General features: G+C 63.5%; 16 protein-coding genes. 10 read left to right on the forward strand and 6 right to left on the reverse strand.

Annotation, left to right across the window (positions count from 1 at the left end; all coding sequences use genetic code 11):
* The first annotated feature begins 28 nt into the window (after window positions 1-28).
* From ACEWX3_RS06530 to ACEWX3_RS06540, 3 genes are all read left to right on the forward strand, one after another.
* A complete protein-coding gene (locus ACEWX3_RS06530; protein WP_374159001.1) occupies window positions 29-559 on the forward strand; it encodes a DUF6328 family protein in 531 nt (176 codons plus the stop codon).
* Between the two features lie 163 nt (window positions 560-722).
* Window positions 723-998 carry an SHOCT domain-containing protein gene (locus ACEWX3_RS06535; protein ID WP_374159002.1) on the forward strand — a complete coding sequence of 92 codons (276 nt, stop codon included), beginning with the start codon at window positions 723-725 and terminating at the stop codon, window positions 996-998.
* Between the two features lie 21 nt (window positions 999-1,019).
* Window positions 1,020-1,310, forward strand: a complete 291-nt coding sequence (locus ACEWX3_RS06540) for a hypothetical protein (RefSeq protein ID WP_374159003.1) — start codon at window positions 1,020-1,022, stop codon at window positions 1,308-1,310.
* Between the two features lie 6 nt (window positions 1,311-1,316).
* Here the strand turns inward: ACEWX3_RS06540 and ACEWX3_RS06545 are convergent, their stop codons facing one another.
* Window positions 1,317-2,027 (reverse strand): pyrimidine reductase family protein, encoded by a 711-nt coding sequence (locus ACEWX3_RS06545; RefSeq protein ID WP_374159004.1) that lies wholly within the window; start codon window positions 2,025-2,027, stop codon window positions 1,317-1,319.
* Complete coding sequence (locus ACEWX3_RS06550; protein ID WP_374159005.1) at window positions 2,024-2,524, reverse strand: flavin reductase family protein; 501 nt, start codon at window positions 2,522-2,524, stop codon at window positions 2,024-2,026. Before ACEWX3_RS06550 ends, ACEWX3_RS06545 begins: the two co-directional genes overlap by 4 nt.
* A gap of 97 nt (window positions 2,525-2,621) precedes the next feature.
* Between ACEWX3_RS06550 and ACEWX3_RS06555 the strand changes: the two genes are divergently transcribed.
* The 5 genes from ACEWX3_RS06555 to ACEWX3_RS06575 all read left to right on the forward strand — a co-directional run bounded on the left by ACEWX3_RS06555 (window position 2,622) and on the right by ACEWX3_RS06575 (window position 5,965).
* Complete coding sequence (locus ACEWX3_RS06555; protein ID WP_374159006.1) at window positions 2,622-3,803, forward strand: zinc-dependent alcohol dehydrogenase; 1,182 nt, start codon at window positions 2,622-2,624, stop codon at window positions 3,801-3,803.
* 70 nt (window positions 3,804-3,873) lie between these two features.
* The gene (locus ACEWX3_RS06560; RefSeq protein ID WP_374159007.1) at window positions 3,874-4,131 is read left to right on the forward strand and encodes a Rho termination factor; all 258 of its coding nucleotides are present in this window, start codon (window positions 3,874-3,876) and stop codon (window positions 4,129-4,131) included.
* Between the two features lie 11 nt (window positions 4,132-4,142).
* Window positions 4,143-4,352: a hypothetical protein gene (locus ACEWX3_RS06565; RefSeq protein WP_221354816.1), complete on the forward strand. Its 210-nt coding sequence runs from the start codon at window positions 4,143-4,145 to the stop codon at window positions 4,350-4,352.
* A gap of 220 nt (window positions 4,353-4,572) precedes the next feature.
* Window positions 4,573-5,109, forward strand: coding sequence for a hypothetical protein (locus tag ACEWX3_RS06570; RefSeq protein WP_374159008.1), 537 nt, complete (start codon window positions 4,573-4,575; stop codon window positions 5,107-5,109).
* Window positions 5,110-5,767: 658 nt separating this feature from the next.
* Window positions 5,768-5,965 (forward strand): hypothetical protein, encoded by a 198-nt coding sequence (locus tag ACEWX3_RS06575; protein ID WP_085172324.1) that lies wholly within the window; start codon window positions 5,768-5,770, stop codon window positions 5,963-5,965.
* A gap of 179 nt (window positions 5,966-6,144) precedes the next feature.
* Here the strand turns inward: ACEWX3_RS06575 and ACEWX3_RS06580 are convergent, their stop codons facing one another.
* The 3 genes from ACEWX3_RS06580 to ACEWX3_RS06590 all read right to left on the reverse strand — a co-directional run bounded on the left by ACEWX3_RS06580 (window position 6,145) and on the right by ACEWX3_RS06590 (window position 12,862).
* A complete protein-coding gene (locus tag ACEWX3_RS06580) occupies window positions 6,145-8,814 on the reverse strand; it encodes a hypothetical protein (RefSeq protein WP_024449593.1) in 2,670 nt (889 codons plus the stop codon).
* Window positions 8,815-8,861: 47 nt separating this feature from the next.
* Window positions 8,862-9,251, reverse strand: coding sequence for a hypothetical protein (locus ACEWX3_RS06585; protein WP_024449594.1), 390 nt, complete (start codon window positions 9,249-9,251; stop codon window positions 8,862-8,864).
* Between the two features lie 248 nt (window positions 9,252-9,499).
* Window positions 9,500-12,862, reverse strand: a complete 3,363-nt coding sequence (locus tag ACEWX3_RS06590) for an NACHT domain-containing NTPase (protein ID WP_024449595.1) — start codon at window positions 12,860-12,862, stop codon at window positions 9,500-9,502.
* Window positions 12,863-13,039: 177 nt separating this feature from the next.
* Here ACEWX3_RS06590 and ACEWX3_RS06595 point away from each other — a divergent pair, with 177 nt between their 5' ends.
* Both ACEWX3_RS06595 and ACEWX3_RS06600 read left to right on the forward strand, forming a co-directional pair.
* Complete coding sequence (locus ACEWX3_RS06595; RefSeq protein WP_024449596.1) at window positions 13,040-13,705, forward strand: hypothetical protein; 666 nt, start codon at window positions 13,040-13,042, stop codon at window positions 13,703-13,705.
* A gap of 545 nt (window positions 13,706-14,250) precedes the next feature.
* The gene (locus tag ACEWX3_RS06600; RefSeq protein ID WP_099961896.1) at window positions 14,251-15,240 is read left to right on the forward strand and encodes an IS481 family transposase; all 990 of its coding nucleotides are present in this window, start codon (window positions 14,251-14,253) and stop codon (window positions 15,238-15,240) included.
* A gap of 594 nt (window positions 15,241-15,834) precedes the next feature.
* On the opposite strand, the gene ACEWX3_RS06605 is transcribed toward ACEWX3_RS06600, so the two are convergent.
* Complete coding sequence (locus tag ACEWX3_RS06605; protein ID WP_073683302.1) at window positions 15,835-18,957, reverse strand: RND family transporter; 3,123 nt, start codon at window positions 18,955-18,957, stop codon at window positions 15,835-15,837.
* Window positions 18,958-19,216: the final 259 nt, after the last annotated feature.

Consider the following 19,216-nt stretch of genomic DNA (forward strand, 5'->3'; position numbering starts at 1 on the left):
GCGGCCGTTGACGTGCCATGATCGGGCCATGGCTGGCGATCCCCGCACCGAGGACGAGCAGCTCTACCGCGGTCGCCGGGAAACCGAGATGGAGCGCTTGGACCGCAATTGGAACAGCCTTCTGCAGGAGCTGCGCGTGGTGCAGACCGGGGTGCAGGTGCTCACCGGCTTTCTGCTGACGCTGCCGTTCCAGGGCCGGTTCGACATTCTCAGCGGACCCATGCGGGTGGTGTATCTGGTGACCGTCTGCACCGCGGTGCTGTCCACCGCGCTGCTCGTCGCGCCGGTGGCGATGCACCGTTTGCTGTTCCGTCAGCACCGGCTGCGCAGCCTGGTGTCGGCATCACACAAGAGTGCCTACGCCGGTGTGCTGCTGCTCGGCCTGGCGGTCTCGGGGATGACGATGATCATCTTCTACACCGTGGTGGGCACGCTGCCCGCGATGGTCGCCGGTGCCAGTGCGCTGGTGGTGTTCGCCGGGTTCTGGTTGGTGCTGCCGTTGGCGATGCGGCGCACGGAGCCGACCGCACCGCAGGAGTCGGAGCCGCCGACCCCGTAGTTTTCCCTCGGTCAGGGGTCTGCGGCGCTGGCCGGCGGTGTCACCCTGCCCGGCCGATACCGCGGTGCGTCAGCAGATAGGGACCTTCGCCTCTGTGACGCCATCCACCGTCGGGCGCATTCTGTACTGACCCGGAACGCACGTGCGAGAGGGGAGCGTCCCGATGGATGGCTGGCACCAACACGACAGCTGGATGTGGCACGGCGGATACGGCTGGGCCGGATGGCTTTTCGTCACCATAGTGGGGATCGTCTTCGTCGCGCTTGTTGTCACGATGGTCATGCTCGCGGTGCGTTACCTCGGCGATCGGCAGGACGGCGCAGTACAGGCGGCACGGACTCCGACTCCGGAGCTCATTCTGTCCGAACGGTTGGCCCGCGGCGACATCGACGGCGACGAGTTCCGTGCCCGGATGAGTGCTCTGCGGGACCAGCGCTGAAACGCGAGGGAGTGAGACGCCATGTTCACCAAGCGGACTGCGGTTGGTGTCGCCGCTGCCGCGACACTGATCGGCGCATTGAGCACCGGCGCACCTGCCGTCGCCACCGGGGACGCGCTGCCGGTCGGCCACGTCGATGTGCCGGTTCAGGGGCCGGTCGATCCGAACTGTTGGGGCGCCGACGGCTGGAACGTCGCCTGCGGACCGCATCCGACGTGGGGGCCCGGCATGATGGGTCCGGAGCACTGGGACGACGGTGGTTGGGGCCCGGGCATGATGAATCCCGGATATCCGCACCACGGCCCTGATTAGTCCGGGTTACGGGCGGCCGTACCGCAGGAACACGTATCCCGCGTCGTCGACCAAGGTCTGATCGAGCTGTAGCCGGGTGGGTGAAGCCATGGGCGCGGCGGCCTGGCCCAGGGGCTGGCAGCCGGCCAGGACGGGCGCCATCGTCACGCACAGTTCGTTCACCAGATCGGCGGCGACCAGCTCGTCCAGCAGCGTCGGACCCCCCTCGCACAGCACGCGGCCGTCGCCGCGGCTGCGCAGCTGGGCCACCGCGTCGGTGATGTTGACACTGTCCTCACCGCACACCATGACCTCGCAGGGCAGTTCGGCCACGCGTTCGGTGTGCGCGGCGCGGGCGCTGGTGAGCAGGATCGGCTGCGGTGAGGAGCTCAGCATCGTCGCCGGCAGCCGCCCGCTCTGTGACACCACCGCCAGGGGCGGCGGCTCGGACCCCAAGCCGAGTTCCACGCGCTGACGGCGATGTTCGTCGCTGAGTTTCACCGGGCCGTACGTCTCGGCGCGTGCCGTGCCCGCGCCGACGAGAACGACGTCGGCGTAGGCCCGCAGCGCCAGCAGCAGTTGCTGGTCGGCCGGGCAGGACAGCGGACCGGCGCGCCCGGCGAACCCAGCCGCCCCGTCGGCGCTGAAGATCATGTTCGCCCGCACGCCCACCGGCGCGGGACGGTAGCCGTAGTCCTCGACAGCCGTGCCGGGGGCCACGGTCGCCAGGTTGGTCATGCGTTGTGTCCAGGGCTGACATCACGCACGTCGGAGAACGAGATCAGCTCGCCGAGGGTCTCAGGCGCGGTGCCCGCGACGGGTTCGACGAGGTGGCCGACGTGGTCACCGACGTCGAATCGGCGCAGCACGCGCCCGACGAACCAGGCCGGTGCGGCGTCCAGAATCGGCATGCCCTGTGGACCGGTGTGCCAATCACACTGGGCGAACTTGTCGGAGGTGTCGCCCGTGGTGCCACCGAACAGGCGGGCCAGCGGCAGTTCCTCGCGGGGCAGGACGTGGACGGCCAGATGGTCGGCGCTCTGCGCGACGCCGAACGTGTGGTTCTTGCGCGACAAGCCCACCAGAAAGCGCGGCGGGTTGATGCTGGTCTGGGATGTGAAGCCGACAAGGCAGCCGGCTGGGTGTCCGTCGGACGCAGTGGTCACGATGAACATCGGGTAGTCCAGCAGCGAGACCAGATCGTCGAAGGCGGCGCTGCCGTCTGCTTCAACCATGGCAGTGTGCGTTGCCGTTAAGGCCGCGTTCGAAACGTGCCGTTGGCCCTGTCGGGCTGGGGTTTCACGGCCCAAGAGACGGGTACCGCTGCAGGTCATGAAGGCAGTCACCTGGCATGGTCGCCGCGACGTCCGCGTCGACACCGTCAAAGATCCCACGATCGAGCAGCCGACCGATGCGATCATCGAGATCACCTCCACCAACATCTGCGGGTCCGACCTGCATCTGTACGAGGTGCTCGGCGCGTTCATGAACGAAGGCGACATCCTCGGCCACGAACCGATGGGTGTGGTGACCGAGGTTGGCTCCGAGGTGTCGGAGCTGTCGGTGGGTGACCGGGTGGTCATCCCGTTCCAGATCTCGTGCGGCCACTGCTACATGTGCGATCAGAAGCTCTACACCCAGTGCGAGACCACCCAGGTGCGTGAACAGGGCACCGGAGCCGCGCTGTTCGGATATTCCGAGCTCTACGGTTCGGTTCCCGGCGGGCAGGCCGAGTACCTGCGGGTGCCGCAAGCCCAGTTCACCCACATCAAAGTTCCTGACGGGCCGCCCGATTCGCGGTTCGTCTACCTGTCGGACGTGCTGCCCACCGCCTGGCAGGCCGTCGAGTACGCCGACGTGCCGAAGGGCGGATCGGTGACCGTGCTCGGGCTCGGACCGATCGGCGACATGGCGGCGCGCATCGCCCAGCATCACGGTTTCCGGGTGATCGCGGTCGACCGCGTACCCGAGCGGCTGCAGCGGGCCGCGACCCGCGGCATCGAGACCATCGACCTCAAACAGGTCAACGGGACGGTCGGGGATGCGGTGCGCTCGATGACCGACGGGCGTGGCACCGACTCGGTGATCGACGCCGTCGGGATGGAGGCGCACGGCTCACGGGTCGCCCAGGCGGCGCAGACACTGACCGCGTTCATGCCGGACATGATCGCCAAGCCGATGATGAAGACGGCAGGAATCGACCGGCTCGACGCCGTGTACACCGCCATCGACACCGTCCGCCGGGGCGGCACCGTGTCGCTGATCGGCGTGTACGGCGGCATGGCCGACCCGCTTCCGCTGATGACGATGTTCGACAAGCAGATCCAGGTCAGGATGGGGCAGGCGAACGTCAAGAGGTGGGTGGACGACATCATGCCGCTGCTCACCGACGACGACCCGCTGGGCGTGGACACCTTCGCCACGCATACGGTGCCGCTCGAGCAGGCACCGCACGCCTACGACATCTTCCAGAAGAAGCAGGACGGCGCCGTCAAGGTCATCCTGCAGCCCTGAGGCGGCGGTGTTTGGTCGCTGCTGGCGAGGGAAGCCTAGAAGTCAGTGACAGCGAGAGGAGGGCGAGCCGATGCCGAACTCATCGATCAAGAACGAGAAGCTCTACCAGGATCTTCGGCGCGAAGGAAACTCCAAACAGAAGGCGGCCCGTGTCGCCAACGCCACGGCCCGCACGAGTGCGACCACGGTCGGACGCCGCGGCGGCATGTCACAGTCCTACGACTACTGGACCGTCGGTGATCTCAAGCAGCGGGCCAAAGAGTTGGGTCTGCATGGCTATTCGCGGCTGACCAAGGACAAGCTGATCTCCAAACTGCGCGACCACTGAGGCAGGCCGGCGTGGACAACGACAACGTCGAGACGGTGGCGCCCAGCGAAATCCGCAAGGGCGACCTCATCGCCGATCCGGCGGCCAACCGGTGGCTGACTGTCAACGAAATCCAGTTGATGGAGGATGCCCACGCAGGCGGCTACCGGTTCTTCGGCGACGGGCCCGATGACCGGGTGGCGTTCGAGGAAGACGAGCAGGTGACCCGCCGCGCGAGGTGAATTGTTGCGTCCCTGTGACCCCGTGTCGCGGATCGTTTTGCGGGGCATCGCTCGGGTACTCGTCTGAGCGTGACTGCCGCGACGACACCGATACGCTCCCTGGGGCTGGTATGCAGCCTGAAGAAGAGCCGGGCACCGTCGAGTAGCCAACTCATGGCCGAGCACCTGTTCGAGACGGCGCGCGGCCATGCCGCGGACTGCGCGCAAGACCACCGCCGAGGTGTTCCAGGCGGTCAATGACATCGGTTCCACCGTCCCCGCTCGAGGCGGCACCTATTGGAGCGGTGAGCCCATGCACTCCAAGGGCGCTGACGACCTCGACGAGGTGCCCGAGGCCTTGGCCGTTGCCACCGCTGCGGTGGCGCGCAATGCGGTGCATCGGGCCCGCACGCTGAAGAACACGGAATATCCGCCCTGCACTAGCTTGGCCGCGAAAGGAGCTCTCATGCCTGACAATTCGTTAGATCCGGTCGATCATTCCCGCACCGCCCGCCAACACGCGGGTGAAACCATGAAAGCCGGCGTCAACGCGCCGGGTCTGATCGCAACCGGCGTCGGCGTCGTGGCGTTCTTCTTCGGTCTCGCCGCGTTCGCCACCGGTGAGCCGATGTTCGGCACCATCAGTGTGGTGCTGGCAGTGCTGCTGATCGGTGGCGGCATGACCTGGGTCGTGACGAATCACCGCAAGACCCACGACCGTCAGAAGGATTGGCACCGAGAACATCCCGAAGTTCCCTACGAGCCGCCGACGAGCTGATGCCATGACACCGCCGGACCGGGGCTGAGCAACGGGTTCTGGGGTCGCGAGACGTTCCGGGCGCAGGTGCCCAAGTCGGTATGACGACCGGGTGGTGATGGGCTTCCGGCTGGGGCGTAGACCCTGCTCGCGGCCAGGTTTGCGCTGCGCCGCGGCACGGTCCTGGCGGTCCGGTTGATCGTCGCGCTCTTGTCGCCGTGGTCCCCGGCAACCTCGCCCGATCCGCCAACAAGGGTGATGGATTCGGAGGGGACACCGGCCGGTGCTGGTCGGCTGTGCGCTGTCGTAGACGGGAGTCCCGAAGCGCTGACTCGGGCTCCGGGGCCGGCTGACGTTGCCGATAGGATCAGCGTCGGCCAGCCCCCATAGCCCAATTGGCAGAGGCAGCGGACTTAAAATCCTCTGAACTGGGCGTTTGTTGTGTTTGCCAGTTCTGGAATCCGTCGGGAGATATGCCTCTAGCTGCGGATACGGTGTTGGCTGCGTTGGCCGGAGCTGAGTCTAAACGAAAGCACTGCGGTAACTACTGCGGTATGAGGGGTAGAAGTTCGTGATCCTGAGCATGTCCTCCGTCAGCTGGCACAGAGAAAAAGCAGTTACGAACGAGCCGAGTAAAAATTGCAGCGCTGACGTTATCGAACGTCGGGTGCGACACCCTGTGAGCAGATTCGCCGCGTTCGGGCAGGCGGCGGACGTTGGGCGGGACGCGTTCGATTATGCGAGCGAACGCAACAGTGAAGAGATCAAGCGGCGCGATGCTCCGTTGAGCACGGCGGTCGCCCCGCGTGGTTCTAACGGCTGCAACGATGGTGGTGGCGACCTGCTCGGCGGCATCGGAATGCTGCGCCGGCCGTAGGATTTTCGCTGAGTGCCGTCTGCCTCGCGTATTCAATTTCAGCATTCTTGCTGTCGTATCTGTGGACGCCGGTAATTGTTGTGTGTCTCTTCGAGGTCGCCGTAGGCGGTTGCTGCCGAGGGTAATACGATGACGCTGATTGACACGTATTTCAGCGCCTTGCGAGCTACTGCCGTTGTTCATCTGTCGGTGCTGCGGTTATTCGACAGTGTGCGAACTGACCACCGCGGGTCTTGGGCAAGAGTGATTCGCGCGATGGAGTCGGCACGGTTCGGTGACGAACTCAGGGCCCGGGCGAGAGCTTTTCTGACTCGGACATCGGGGTCGCGGCTCAATGCAATACCAACCTCGTCCGGCAACGTTGTCGATTCGACCCACAACATGGCCGCGAGACTTTTCAGGGTCCAACTTCCCTGAGCAAGCAGGCCGACACTTCCGTCAAGCTGAGACTGGACGAGCTGCAAGGTTTTCGTGACTCTGTAGTCTTCGTCCGTTCCGACACCAACGAGACGGAGAGCTGCATCTCGTACCCGCTGTTTCTCCTCGACTGTGTCTGCGAGCCTGCCTGCTAGATACACCGCCGCCGGTCTGCAGTCACTGCCGTCATTGACCCTCATTGCGCTCAAAGGACTGCTCATGGACGCTTGAAAAGCGTCGGCCTTCGAATGAGGCATGTCCGAAGCGAACGACAGCGCCTTCGTGAAGTATGTGCGGCGGGTATCCTCGGGAATTCCGTTAACGAGATTGCTGGCGGCGCGGAGGTAATCGTCGCGATTCGTGGCCGGTTCCCACGAGGACTCTGCCTTCTTAAAAAGCATCTCGATGCAGCTGATGCGTTCTGGCTCAGAAAGGGACGCGGCAAGCAGCGAGTCGTTGACTGCCCCAGTTCCGACGCCAAAACCATTTGGACCGCTCTTCGCAGGTTGACACAATCGTTGTGCAGCAGCTTGCGCAGCATCGGTCGTCGTGTCGGCGGGGTCTTGCCACGCGAGGAAAGCTGCAGCGTCGAGGTGGGTACCTTCCGCCATCTCATGGAGTCGATCGCGGACTTGGTCGAAGTTGGCCGCTAACGCTCTGCGAGCCGAATCGCCAAACGCGTGAGAGGCCCTCCCGTAGAGACCGATTAGTTGCTCAACGGCGGCGCCACGGAGCTCGCCGGTGTGTGTCTGAGCTATGCCGGCCGCGATGAGAACGTGGCTTTCGTCAGTGGGACGGTAGTGGTGCTTCTCGCACTCGACAAACCCAGATAGCAGCTTGAGGACGGTTTCCGCGTCACAGGCGGTAAGACGTTCAGACACGGCGGCCAGAAGGCCGTAGGCAGATCGGCGCATCTGAGGACTGAAGACGGGAGAGTCGAGCCGTGCACCCGAAGCGACGTCATCAATTGTCGATAGCGCCTGCGCTACGACGGAATTGAGATCGTTGTCAGGGATGAGATCGGCTTGCTGAGTTGTGAATTCGAGTGCGGATGCGCACACCCACGATAGTGGACTCTTGATGAGCTCAGTAACATCGTGGTAGGTGTCGCCAAAAGCTTTGGCAACGTCCCGAGATTCCTTATAGTTGCCGGCGCCGATGGTGTAGAAGGCAGCGAGGGGCAACTCACCGCACGCGAGGTAATGAGCTCCGAGTAGCCCGCGAGCGTCTCTTTCGTCAAAGAAGGACGCTGACCGTATTCCCTCAAGTAGATGCCGTCTTAGATTGATGGCGGCGATACGCGGGCTATTGAAATGCAAAGCTGCTAGCCCAAGTTCGCGAACGCTCTCAGCCCCAGCCACGATACGGGCTTTGGATGGCATGTTCAGCAGCGCCTGAGCGAGAGGGTGCCACTTGTCGTCGGCCAACACACCGAAGCGGTTCGCAACGAACCGCTGACTCAAGAGCCAGTCGGCAGCGTCCGTGTAGCGCTCCGACAGACATGCCTCATTGACTGCTGCGCGCCAGTCCCGGTCGGCTTCAATTGGCACGGCCTGCAGTAGCTTGTGGCGCGCATGTCGCGCGAGCACCAATGCCTTGAGGTTTCTCGCTATTCCAGAACTTGACGCGTGGAGCAGGTCGCCCCATTCTCCCGTCGCATCCGCAGATGCCAGTCTCAAACGAAGCGCGATTTCCGGGAGGGTATGCGCGATCTCGTCCGCGGCCGTCGTGATCACTTGGCGGTTATTCACGATCCAGGCCAGGTTGTCGTCGCCTAGCGCGCTCTCTGCTGCGAACAAGACGGTCCGTGCACGGTCTTCCGCATCGACCAGTGATATTGCCTCGGAGGGGATTTCGATTGGTAACGGCACAGGAGTTTGCAGGTGATCTGAGACGAATTCGGCGATCTCGACCGCAGCACCCAGGCGCGCAGTTAGGGGTTCTTCTGAGCCTTTCGGGAAATCGGGAAAACCCGCCAGATTCCTTAACGCCCCGAGCACCCGATCGGCGCGCATTGAGCTTCCAGAGATGTCGGCTTCCCATAGCGATTGCAGCATCAGCCGGACGGCGGTGTCTTCCTCCCCGGTACTGACGCACAGGGCCGCGACCCGATGGTCGAATTCTGCAGCGTGAATCGGGAAACCAGCAGCCACTAAACGTCTTTGAACCTCGCGGAAAAGCTCGAGCGCCGCACGTGGGTCGTCGGCAGCGAGCTGATTCGCTCTGTCGAGCAGGCCCTGGGCTTCAGTGCTGGCGAGAGGCCCGAGTGATACGGCATCTGCAGTGTCAAGGGGGCTCGGCCCAACTGCCTCTGCAATGGAGGAGCTGGGGGCCGGCACATGGAAATTCATATGCACCGTGCGTGCTTCGACATTCAGAGTGCCGAGAGATCCCACTTGGCCGATCGCGACGGAGTGGTCGTTGGCCGCCACTCCTTGCTGCTGCGCTTCTGATCCTTCCGATGGGGAGGTCACAAACGTCAGCGGTTCTTGGGATCGTCGCCCGTGGGTCGCTGCCCTCCAAGCGTGATGTCGCCGATTTTGTCCACGCGGTTTGCAGCGAAGGATCCGTTGTCGGCTGAAATATTCTGTCCTTTGTCACCGGCTGACTGCTGCGTTATCGCGCTACCGCCTGACACCGGGCCCTCCACCTTGTTGCTAGGGTCATCGCGGCCAGCGTCGTTTTCAGGCGCGCGCTGCACCAACACCGCACAACCGATTGCGCCAATGAGAGCGACGACGAGGAGTAACCACCACCACCAGGCCGGCGTCGAAGTGACCTTGTTGATGGCGAACGCCTCCGCGGCTCCGAACCCAACGACAGCAATCGCCGGCGCAGGTCGACGGCGGATCTTCGTTGTGACTGACATGGAGCTCGCCTTTCGTCGCGCGCACGCGTTCTGCTGCTTACGTCACAAACAGGCTAGCGTGTGACCCGTTGGCCGAAATGTACTGGTTGACGCGCTAGTGTTGGCAAACGCCCAAAGGAGGGGTGGGCAACATTCGCATCAAACGGAGCATCTGTGACGTTCAATTGCGGATCGCAACGCTCTCGCAAGTGTGAAGGGCGTGCTGATCGGTACGCGGCCGGTATCTGTCGTTGCGCGGGCGGGGACCCTCAGCGGTAGGCGGCCGCGTTGTCGACCTTCAGCCACCGTTCGGCGCGGGCAACGCTGAGGAGCGAAGGCATCGTCGTGTGATCAAGAGCCTCGGTCTTGCCTGGCCGCTCCGCCGGTGGTGCTGCCACTCGGAGCCGATTGAGTTCGGCCAATTCGGCGTCGGTCGTGTCGCCGGTGACGGGGCGGTTTGTCAGCCAGCCGAAGCGAGCGATCTGTTCAGCCGCGCGGAGGACCGTACGTCGTCGCCCCGCCGAGAGCTGTCCGAGAACGAGCGTTAATTCCGGCAGGAGTTCGGAGACGACGGCTCCTGATGCGACGGACCATAGGGCCAGTGCCCATTCCGCTTGGCCTAGGTCGCCGTCGTCGATGACCTCCAGCTGTTCCCGCCACCAGCCGGGATTGCGTGAGTGCGTGGTGGTCTGAGCAAGGAGCTCGGTCGGGTGGCTCATCGTTCCAAAGGCCGTAGCGTCAGCGCACTTCCTGTACGCGAGTCCGAACGGAGAGGCCGCGCCGATGATGGCGATCTCCGTAGCGATCCAACAACGACCGGCTTGCTCGTACACCGCTTTGGCGGTGTCTGCCCACGGAAATGTGCTCGCCTTATAACCGGACCTAAACGTGCGTTTCCTTCCGACTTGCTCCCACGGTGAGCGGGCCCTTCTGAGCTGGTTGATCGCCTCAGATCTGCGACGTTTCGCCCTCTCGTCGCCGGAGATGAAGCCTGTCGTGGAGCTGGTCAGGAACTCTCCGGGCGCCAGGGCGACCGCGACCTGCGCAGGCATCGAGCGCGTCGACGTGACGCAGGGACATTGCCCATCCAGCACCGCGGTGAGCAGAGCTGCCTCCAACGAACTTCCACGCTCCGGGGTTAGCCCGGTACTGAGGAAGAGTTCGGCGGCGCCGTTGGACAGATCCAAGTTCTCGAATTTCGAGGTGATGCCGGCTCCAGCTTCACAGCAGGCACCGACAGCGAGCCACGCGTTCTGCTGGGTCGTGCCAATCGCTGCAGTGAGCTGCTGGTACCACCACGCCGTAAAGTCGCTGCATTGGTTAAGCAGTTCCCGCAGGACTCGCACACGCTGTGGGTTCTCGACATCGCTCGGATTCCTGCTGATTAGGGCCGTCAGCCGTGCCCAGGTCGGGTCGACACCGTCGTCGGCGGGTAGGTCGGGAAGTTCAGGGAGTGCAACGATGTCCCGGCGGTCGAGCGCGGATAGCAAGATCGCGCTTCCGGTGTCCGAACAAAGCGCGGTCAGCACCTTTCGAGCTTCACGCGGACGACGCAGGAAGACGCCATCGGTGAGCAGCGCCCACGCGGCGAGGTACGACGGGGCATTTGAGGTTTTCCCCAGTTCCTGCTCGATCCCGGCGGTCAACGAGTAAACGTCGCTGCCCTTAGCGTTTCCTCCGTAGAACCTTGCGGTGTTGAGCCAGTACGGGCGTCTCAGAAGTTCCCGAAGCACCGTTGTGCTGTCGAAATCAGCGTTGTCCTCGCCTGAAGTGCGGTAGAGGAACCGCGCAGCAAAGTACTCCCGCAGCGACAACACCTCGAACTCGTAGGTGCCATCCACCTTGCTCGTCAGAGCCCACAAACGGTCGCTCGCGCCCTCGAAGAGTTGATCGACAATCGACTCGCGGTTGCCGTAGGTGTGCTGGAAGTGGCGCATCGCCGCTTTCAAATCGCCGATGCTCATGCGCCCGTTGATCTGCGATTCTTCGGTGTGTGCGTGCAAGTACCAGCCGAGGAACGGGATGATCTCGAGGAGCTCTTCCTTGTGGTCGCGGACGGCCTTCGGGTGCTTGTTGGCTTCGCGGGCCAAGAGCAGGTCAACGTACTTGTCGTATAGGTCGGTCCGCTGTGTGGGGGTGGCAGCCCCCTGCTGGTGGAGAAGGTCCAACAGGATTGTGAGCTGCATTGGGTTACCGGCGAGCTCATGAATGTAGGGCTCGCGGCTCTTCTCTTGGAAGCTCCTGCGCAGCGCGCGACCGTCTTTGCTCTTGATCCCTCGGACGGCGCACCATTTGCGTAGGTAATCAGCCCGCTGGTCACCAGTGAGTTGGTTTAAGGTGACGATCCCGAACATGTGTGGCGACGGTTCCGCAAGCTCACCGGCGCTGGGGCGCGTGGTGACGACTACCTTCAGCGGCTCACTGTAAGTCTTCGCCCGGCTGGCGAACGCGTCGATCTCGTTGACCACCCTGCGCCGGATGCTGGCGCTGCCGACTTCGTCGAGACCGTCAAGTACGACGAGGCTGGGTACTCGCTCGAATATGTCCTGCACGGTTGTCGCGGTGGTGGTGATACCGCCGCTGTCATGGGTCAACAGGTCGGCGAGGAAGCATTCGATGGCCGCCTGCTCACCCTTGCGTGGCTTCTTCGTCGCCGGCCTGCGATCGTCGGAGTGGTCCCACACGTCGTTGCCGGCGAGCCAGAGCGCGTAGTCGCTGAGGTCCAGCCTGATCGGGAATCGAGGGTTCTTCAGCTCTGGAAGCGATTCTGGCCGCTCCGATTCCGGGATGAACGCGCTGCGGTGCACTTGGCAGATGTACTGGCTGAGAGTGGATTTTCCTTGACCGGGGGCGCCTCGCACCAATGTGAACGGTATTGGTGAGTGCAGCAGGTGAGCGGCCGCTCCGCCGAGTGGGGTCGGCGCGCTTGATCGCATCCGGGTTTCGGTCGGGGAATGCACCTGATCGGCGGTGACGTCGACGAAGAGGTCCACCACCATTTCGCGGTCGACGTCAGCCTGGCTGAACTTGACACGCTGGTCGTCGTCCCATTGCGCCGCGGCGATTTTGCGGATCAGCTTGCGGTCTGCCTGGTTCTTGGCGGTGCCGACCTGCTCAGCGACCAAGTATCGGATGAGATCCCAGCCTGCGAGCATGTCGGCGTAGGCCCACTTTGTCGAGTCCGGAGCGTTGTCGACCCACGGATTAAGCGCCTCACGCCAGATGCATGTCATTTGGTCAAAACCGACGTTCTTGGCGTGCTCCTTTAGCTTTCGGTTTAGCTGGGAGAACGTGCCGGTTTTTGGCTTGGCCGTACTTGCCACATTGGTCACCAGGACGTAGTTGCGTATGCCGTCCTTCGCTAGCTGGCGCAGGTTGTTTAGCTCCTTCTTCACGACCGCGTCCAGCCAGCTGACGGGGTTCTTCTCCGTGCCGCTGACCGACCACTTGACCTGATAGATCAGTAATGTCTCCGGATCGATGTTGCGGAGACCGTCGACACCGCCGTCGGTCTGCCTCAGCGCCATCGGGCAGTAGTCGGGGAACTGTATTGCCAACAGAGCGCTGACGAGCTGCTGAAAATCGTGATCGCCAAGGCGTTCGTAGAGGTATCGGTGCCGGCTTTCGGGCAATGGCTGACTCCTTCGATCCAACCCCGATCGTGCCGTTATCGCCGTCGGGAGCCGTCTTACGCTCGCTCTATTCAACCCGCTAGCGCCGACTGGATCGGGGAGGTTGCAGGTCGCATGCCTGACTGCATTCGCTGCCGAGGCCAGCTCCAGCCGCGAGCGTCGGCATAGCATCGGCGCATGGTCGACGAAGAAGTGCCTTCGTGGAAACAGATAGTCGTGCGAGCTGCGGTTGCTTCCGGCGCGGAGGTGCTCGGCTGGCAGGCTGGTGTGCCGGGTGTTGGCGCGGGAACCGGCGCCGTGGTTCAGGGGCTGATCGATTCTCGTCAAGGTCGTGCGGAAGAGTTCGTCGATGGTGTTGCCGATCTCGTGGATGCACACCGACTGTTGGAACAGGTCCGGGCAGATCCGGGGCTCCAGAATCTGCTCTGGGATGGCATCCAAGCCGCGATGTCGGCGGCAGACAGCGGTAAGCGCATCTATCTTGCGCGCGTGGTGGCGAATGCCCTAACGGACGACACGAAGATGGATGACGCTCAGTTCATCGTGGCCGCCTTGCGCGAGCTTGAGGGTCCGCACGTTCGCGCACTTGTCAGACTCATAGCCGCCGATGACGAGAACCGAAAAGATCCCGGCAATAACGACGAAACCCTGCAGACCGCACTTAGCAACGAGCCACCGGCGGTGAAGGCGGTTCTGGTAAGAACCGGACTTGTATTGGTGGGTTCACAGCCTGTATCCAGCGGCCTGTACAGCATCCCCCGAGCTGAGAACTACAGCATCACCGGAGTAAATGAATTCGGTCGCAGAATCATTCGTGAGCTGCAAGAGACTGAGACGAACTGATTTTGTCTGCCCAAGATCCGACTCGGGATGTGCATCGGCGCTGGATCCGTACTGAACCGGCCGAACGGGTTTGGGCACTGGTCTATTGGTGCCAGCTTGCGTCTCGTATCTTGCATTTCAGCGGGTAGCTTTAGCACCGCTGATTCCATGTCGCTTGATTCGGCGGCGATTCGAGGAGTCCTTGATCTCGAGATTCGCGTAAGGCAAGGGAAGTTCAGGATCGATCGTGCGTTCCCTCGCAACAGGCCCCAACGCTGACATGAAAGATTCCAACATCTTGCGCTCAGCGACCTTCACGTTGGCGCACTCACCGAAGTGCACCCAGGCGGTACTCAAGTCCTTGATGCACTTGAGGGGCCACCCTCCGGCGTGCGGCGACCTCGCGGCGAGGCGTGTCCGGTAGAACTGGCTCACGCGATTCCGCAGAGACGTGCTAGCTGTACTGACCACGGACGTTGGTGACGGCGTGGTGAGGTGACAAGACGAAGACCTCCGAGTGAAGTGCGAACTGCCTAGGAACGCACCAACTCACTTCGGAGGTCTTCGTGTCTCACCGTAATGCCCCTTTGTCCGAAACCGGTCGCCTGCGGCTGGCTCGTTGCGTCGTCGATGATGGCTGGTCTTTGCGTCGGGCTGCCGAACGTTTCCAGGTGTCGGTGTCCACGGCCTCGCGGTGGGCGGGCCGCTATCGCGAGCAGGGTGAGTCGGGGATGGCCGACCGCAGCTCACGCCCACACCACAGCCCCAATCGCACACCTACACGCACTGAGCGGCGCATCATTGGCGTGCGCGTCACCCGGCGGTGGGGGCCAGCCCGTATCGGCTATCTGCTCGGGATTCATCCCTCAACGGTGCATCGGGTGCTGAGCCGCTACCGGATCGCCAAGCTGCGCTGGCTCGACCGCGCGACCGGACGCGTCGTTCGCCGAATGGAGTCCGCAGGCTGCGGCGACCTGGTGCACGTCGATGTCAAGAAACTCGGCAAGATCCCCGCCGGCGGCGGCTGGCGCATGGTGGGCCGTACGAAGGGCAACCGCAACGCCAGGGCCGACAAGAGCAGCGGGGTGACCAACAAGTACGGCAACCCGGTCCGCGGTTACCACTTCATCCACACCGCCATCGACGCGCATTCGCGGCTGGCCTACTCCGAATTACTCGCCGACGAGGGCAAGGACACCGCCGCCGGCTTCTGGCGGCGTGCCAACGCGTGGTTCACCGATTGCGGCATCACCGTTCGAAAGGTGTTGACCGACAACGGGAACTGTTATCGATCGCACGTCTTCCGCGATGCCCTCGGCGATATCGAGCATCGTCGCACTCGGCCCTACCGGCCGCAGACCAACGGCAAGGTGGAGCGCTTCCATCGCACTCTGGCCGACGAGTGGGCCTATGCGCGGCTCTACACCAGCGACGCGCAACGCTGCGACGAATACCCGCGCTGGTTGCACACCTATAATCACCACCGCGGCCACACAGCACTCGGCGGTCAAGCACCAGCCAGCCGCGTACCTAACCTCTCAGGTCAGTACAGCTAGCCAGCCCGACGTAGATCGCAGGTTCGTCTGGTAGCCACATTGACATGAGCCGGTCGGACAGCGCTTCTGGCGAGGGTCGCTGCCCGTCTAGGGTCAACTCCTTGCGGATCTCCAACAGCTGTCTGACCGCGGATAGGTCGATGTCCGCGTCGCCTGAAACCTGCCCGGCGGGGTCGGAGACTCTGGCCACGACGTAAACGCCCGGACACACCGATGGCACGGCTGTCTGCCACGGAACGGCGCCGAGGCGCCGAACACCGGCCGCGGCGAACAGAGCGCCGACCGTCGATGCCATTGCTGCACGGTAGCGCGGACTTCTCTGCATTGGCCTGGTCGTTCAACCGCTTTCCGCAGGTCTTAATGATCGGGGCCTCCGAGATGCAATCCGTGCCCTTCGACGAGCGTCGCCGCGGCAGACGTCGGACGTCAGCGAGCCTCGCCATCCTCGCAGCACCGGGGGCCGATCGGCAGCCGTACCCGTTTTCGTCCGTCGATAAGCGGTCCGCTGTACCGGCGCAGGGGTCGTATTCATTCGGGGTGAATACGCCTTCACGCTGGTCGGCATGTAGCGCCGGGTATTGCTCTGTTCGCTTTTCACCTCTCCTGGACCAGCACGTGAGGTGCGTCCTTAATGCCTCCTGGGTTGGTCTGACCGGGTCGCGGGTTTGTTGCTTTGGTGGGCCACCAGCTGGCTTCGCGTAGGAGTGTGGCGATGGCGGGCACGGTGAGGGTGCGCACGAGGAAGGTGTCGAGCAGCAGCCCGAAGCCGATGATGAGGCCGGCTTGGATCATGATGGCGACTGAGCCGACCATGAGGCCGAACATGCTGGCGGCGAATATGAGGCCAGCGGAGGTGATGACGGCTCCGGTGTTTGCCACGGTGCGCAGGACGCCGACGCGGATGTTGGTTCCGGATTCTTCGCGGAGCCGTGAGACGAGCAGCATGTTGTAGTCGGCGCCGACGGCGACGAGGATGATGAACGCCAGCAGCGGTACGGGCCAGGCGATTTCGTGGCCCAGTCCCCATTGGAAGACTACGACGCCGATGCCGAGTGATGCGAGGTAGTTGAGCACGACGGTGCCTAGTAGGTAGAGCGGTGCTAGGAGTGCGCGCAGTAGTAGGACCAGGATGACGCCGACGATGATGATGGTGGCGATGGCTAGTTGTGCGAAGTCGGCCCAGAGGAGTCGTTGGATATCGGAGTTGACGGCGGGGAAGCCGGCTACGGACACGGTGGCGTCGGCGAGTGACGTGTTGGGTCGTGCGGTGTTGGCGGTGTCGGTGATGCGGCTGGCGAGGTCCATGGCTTCAACGCTGTATGGGTCGTGGCTGCTTTCGATCATGAACCGCGCTGTTTTGCCGTCCGGTGAGAGGAATTGTTCGGCGACGTCGGTGAATTGCCGGTTCTCGAATGCGTTGGCGGGCAGGTAGAAACCGCTCGAGGAGTCGGAGTCGGCCGCTGCGCGCGAGGAGTTCTGTAGTTGGGTGGCGATCTGGCTCATGCCGGACAGCATTTCGATGTTGCTGTCGGCGAGGGTGCGGACGCCGGTGGCGAGTGCTTGGGCGCCGGAGGTCAGCTGTCCGATTCCGTCCTGCAATCGGCGGAGATTTGTGGTCAGGTCGGCGGGGTCACCCAGGGCTCCGAATGCCTTGTCCAGTGAGGCGACTGCGTTCTGGACGTTGGCGAGGGTGCCACCAACGGTGGCATTGGTGGCGGGATCGTAGCGGTCCCCGAGGTCGGCGATTTGGTTGAAGAATCCGTTGTCGCGCAGAGTGACCAGGATCTGGACCTGGTTGCGGATTTGGGCGCATTGTGGGGTGGTGGCGCACCAGGGTGAGGTGTTGAGGGCGCCGACGAGTGGGTCGAGTTGAGTGATTGCGTTTTGGGCTTGGTTGGCCAGCGGTCGTAGTCCTGGGCCGGATTGGATGGCTTGGTCGACGGCGGGGGCAGTGGCGGAAAGTTGTTGCAGCAGCGGCCGGAATTGGTTGACCTGAGTTCCTGCGGATTGGGCTTGGGTGAGGATTCCGGCTAGTGGTGTGAAGGCGGTGCGCACGGTGCTGTCGAGTTGGGCGAGGCCGTCGGCGAGCTGGTCGGCGCCGTCGGTGAGTTTGGTGAGGTCGTCTTTGCGGGAGTTGCCCTCGGCGACGGCGCCGGCCATTTTGTCGCCGATCTGGCCGTTCTGCCAGGCCAGTTCTGCTTGGTCGAGGCGCTCTCCGGTGGGGCGGGTGACTCCGGAAACCTTGGTGACGCCGGGGATCTGGGAGACGCGGGAGGCCATCTCGTCAAGATCGGCCAGTCCTTTGCCGGTCCGCATGTCGGTCGGATTTTCCACGACGAGGAATTCGCTGATGACGACGTCTTTGCGGAAGTGGCGGTCCAGCAGGTGGTAGCCCAGGTTGCTGGCCGTGGTGTCTGGTTGGCCCTTGCGGTCGTCGTAGCTGATTTTGATGGTTGCTGCCGCTGCCGACAGGGCGAGCAAGATGACCAGGCTGACGATGAGTAGTGGCACGGGACGGCGGACCACGGCGACGGCGACGCTGTTCCAGTAGCGGCGGGTGCGATCGGGTTTGGGTTCACCGATGCCGCGTTTGGCGGCTAGCGACAGCACCGGTGGCAGCAGGGTTACGGTGGCCAGAAATCCGAACAGTACGGCGATGGCACACGCGGGGCCAAGGGCGGCGAAGACGCTGAGCCGCGCGAAGACCATGGCCAGGAACGCGAGTGCGACGGTGGCGGCGGAGGCGAGGATGACGCGCCCGATGCTGGCGGTGGCGTGGATGACGGCCTGATCGGCGGGTACTTGGGCGCGGCGCTGTTCGTGGTATCGGCTGATCAGAAATACGGTGTAGTCGGTTCCCGCGCCGAGCAGGATCGCAGTCATGAAGGCGACGGTGAACTGGGAGACGGGCATGCCCATCTCGCCGAGGGCGGACAGCACGCCGCGCCCGACTGCCAGGCTCAACCCGATTACTAGCAGCGGTAACAGCGCGGTGAACACCGACCGGTAGACGATCAGCAGGATCAGGGCGATCACGCCCGCGGTAGCGATTGAGATCAGCAGCAGGTCGTGCTCGGCGGATGCGATCATGTCGCTGAAGGTTGCCGGTGGTCCCGTCACTTGCACAGTCGTGGTCGAGCCGGTGAAGACCTCGGCGGCGATGTTGCGCACCGCGTTTACCGATTCGGCGGCCGTGGGGTCTCCGAGGGTGCCGGTGACACCTACGGGCAGGTACCAAGCTTTGCGGTCGGCGCTGACTGCCTGGGCTTCGGTAATCGGATCGGACAGTAGGTCCTGCACCAGCAGGACGTGGTTGCCTTCGCCCTGCAACCGGCGCACGAGTTCGCCGTAGCGCTGCCGTGCAGTCGGAGTCAAGCCATTGGGGTCTTCCATGGCGACGAACACCATGGTTTTTGAGCCTTCTTCGCCGAAAGCGGCGCTCATGCGGTCAACCGTCTGCAAGGACGGCGCATCGCGAGGGATGAGGTCCACCGACTGTTGGCGCACCACGGTTTCTAGCTGGGGGAACAGCAACGCGAGGACGACCGCGGCGCCTAGCCATACCCCGATGACCAGCGCTTTGTGGCGGAGGGTGAATCGGGCTAGCGCTGCCAACCGTTCGCTGTACTCGCGGGTTTCGGCCGGGTTGGGGGATCCGTTGTCCCGCTGGCCACGGCGCGTGGCCTGGCCTGGGGAATCTGCAGTGCCGTCGGTCACTGGGCCTCCACTAGTAGCGAATCGTAGCGATACTATCGGTATCGCTACGCTACCGCATGTAGTGCAAGTGGTGGCGGGGCCGTCGTCGCCAGGCCGCGCAAAGCGCGCGGCTGGCGAAGGGGCCGGCGACCGCTATCGAGTCGGGACCGGGCCGACGGTCGCAGTGGGCAGAGGAATGATCGAACACTCAGTGGGTTTCTGGAAGCCAGGGCTGACGCTGTAAGTCGACGACACTGGCCTTGGATGCCGTTCAGGGTCT

Source organism: Mycobacterium sp. G7A2 (genome assembly GCF_041902445.1).
In the GTDB taxonomy this organism is placed as follows: Bacteria; Actinomycetota; Actinomycetes; order Mycobacteriales; family Mycobacteriaceae; genus Mycobacterium.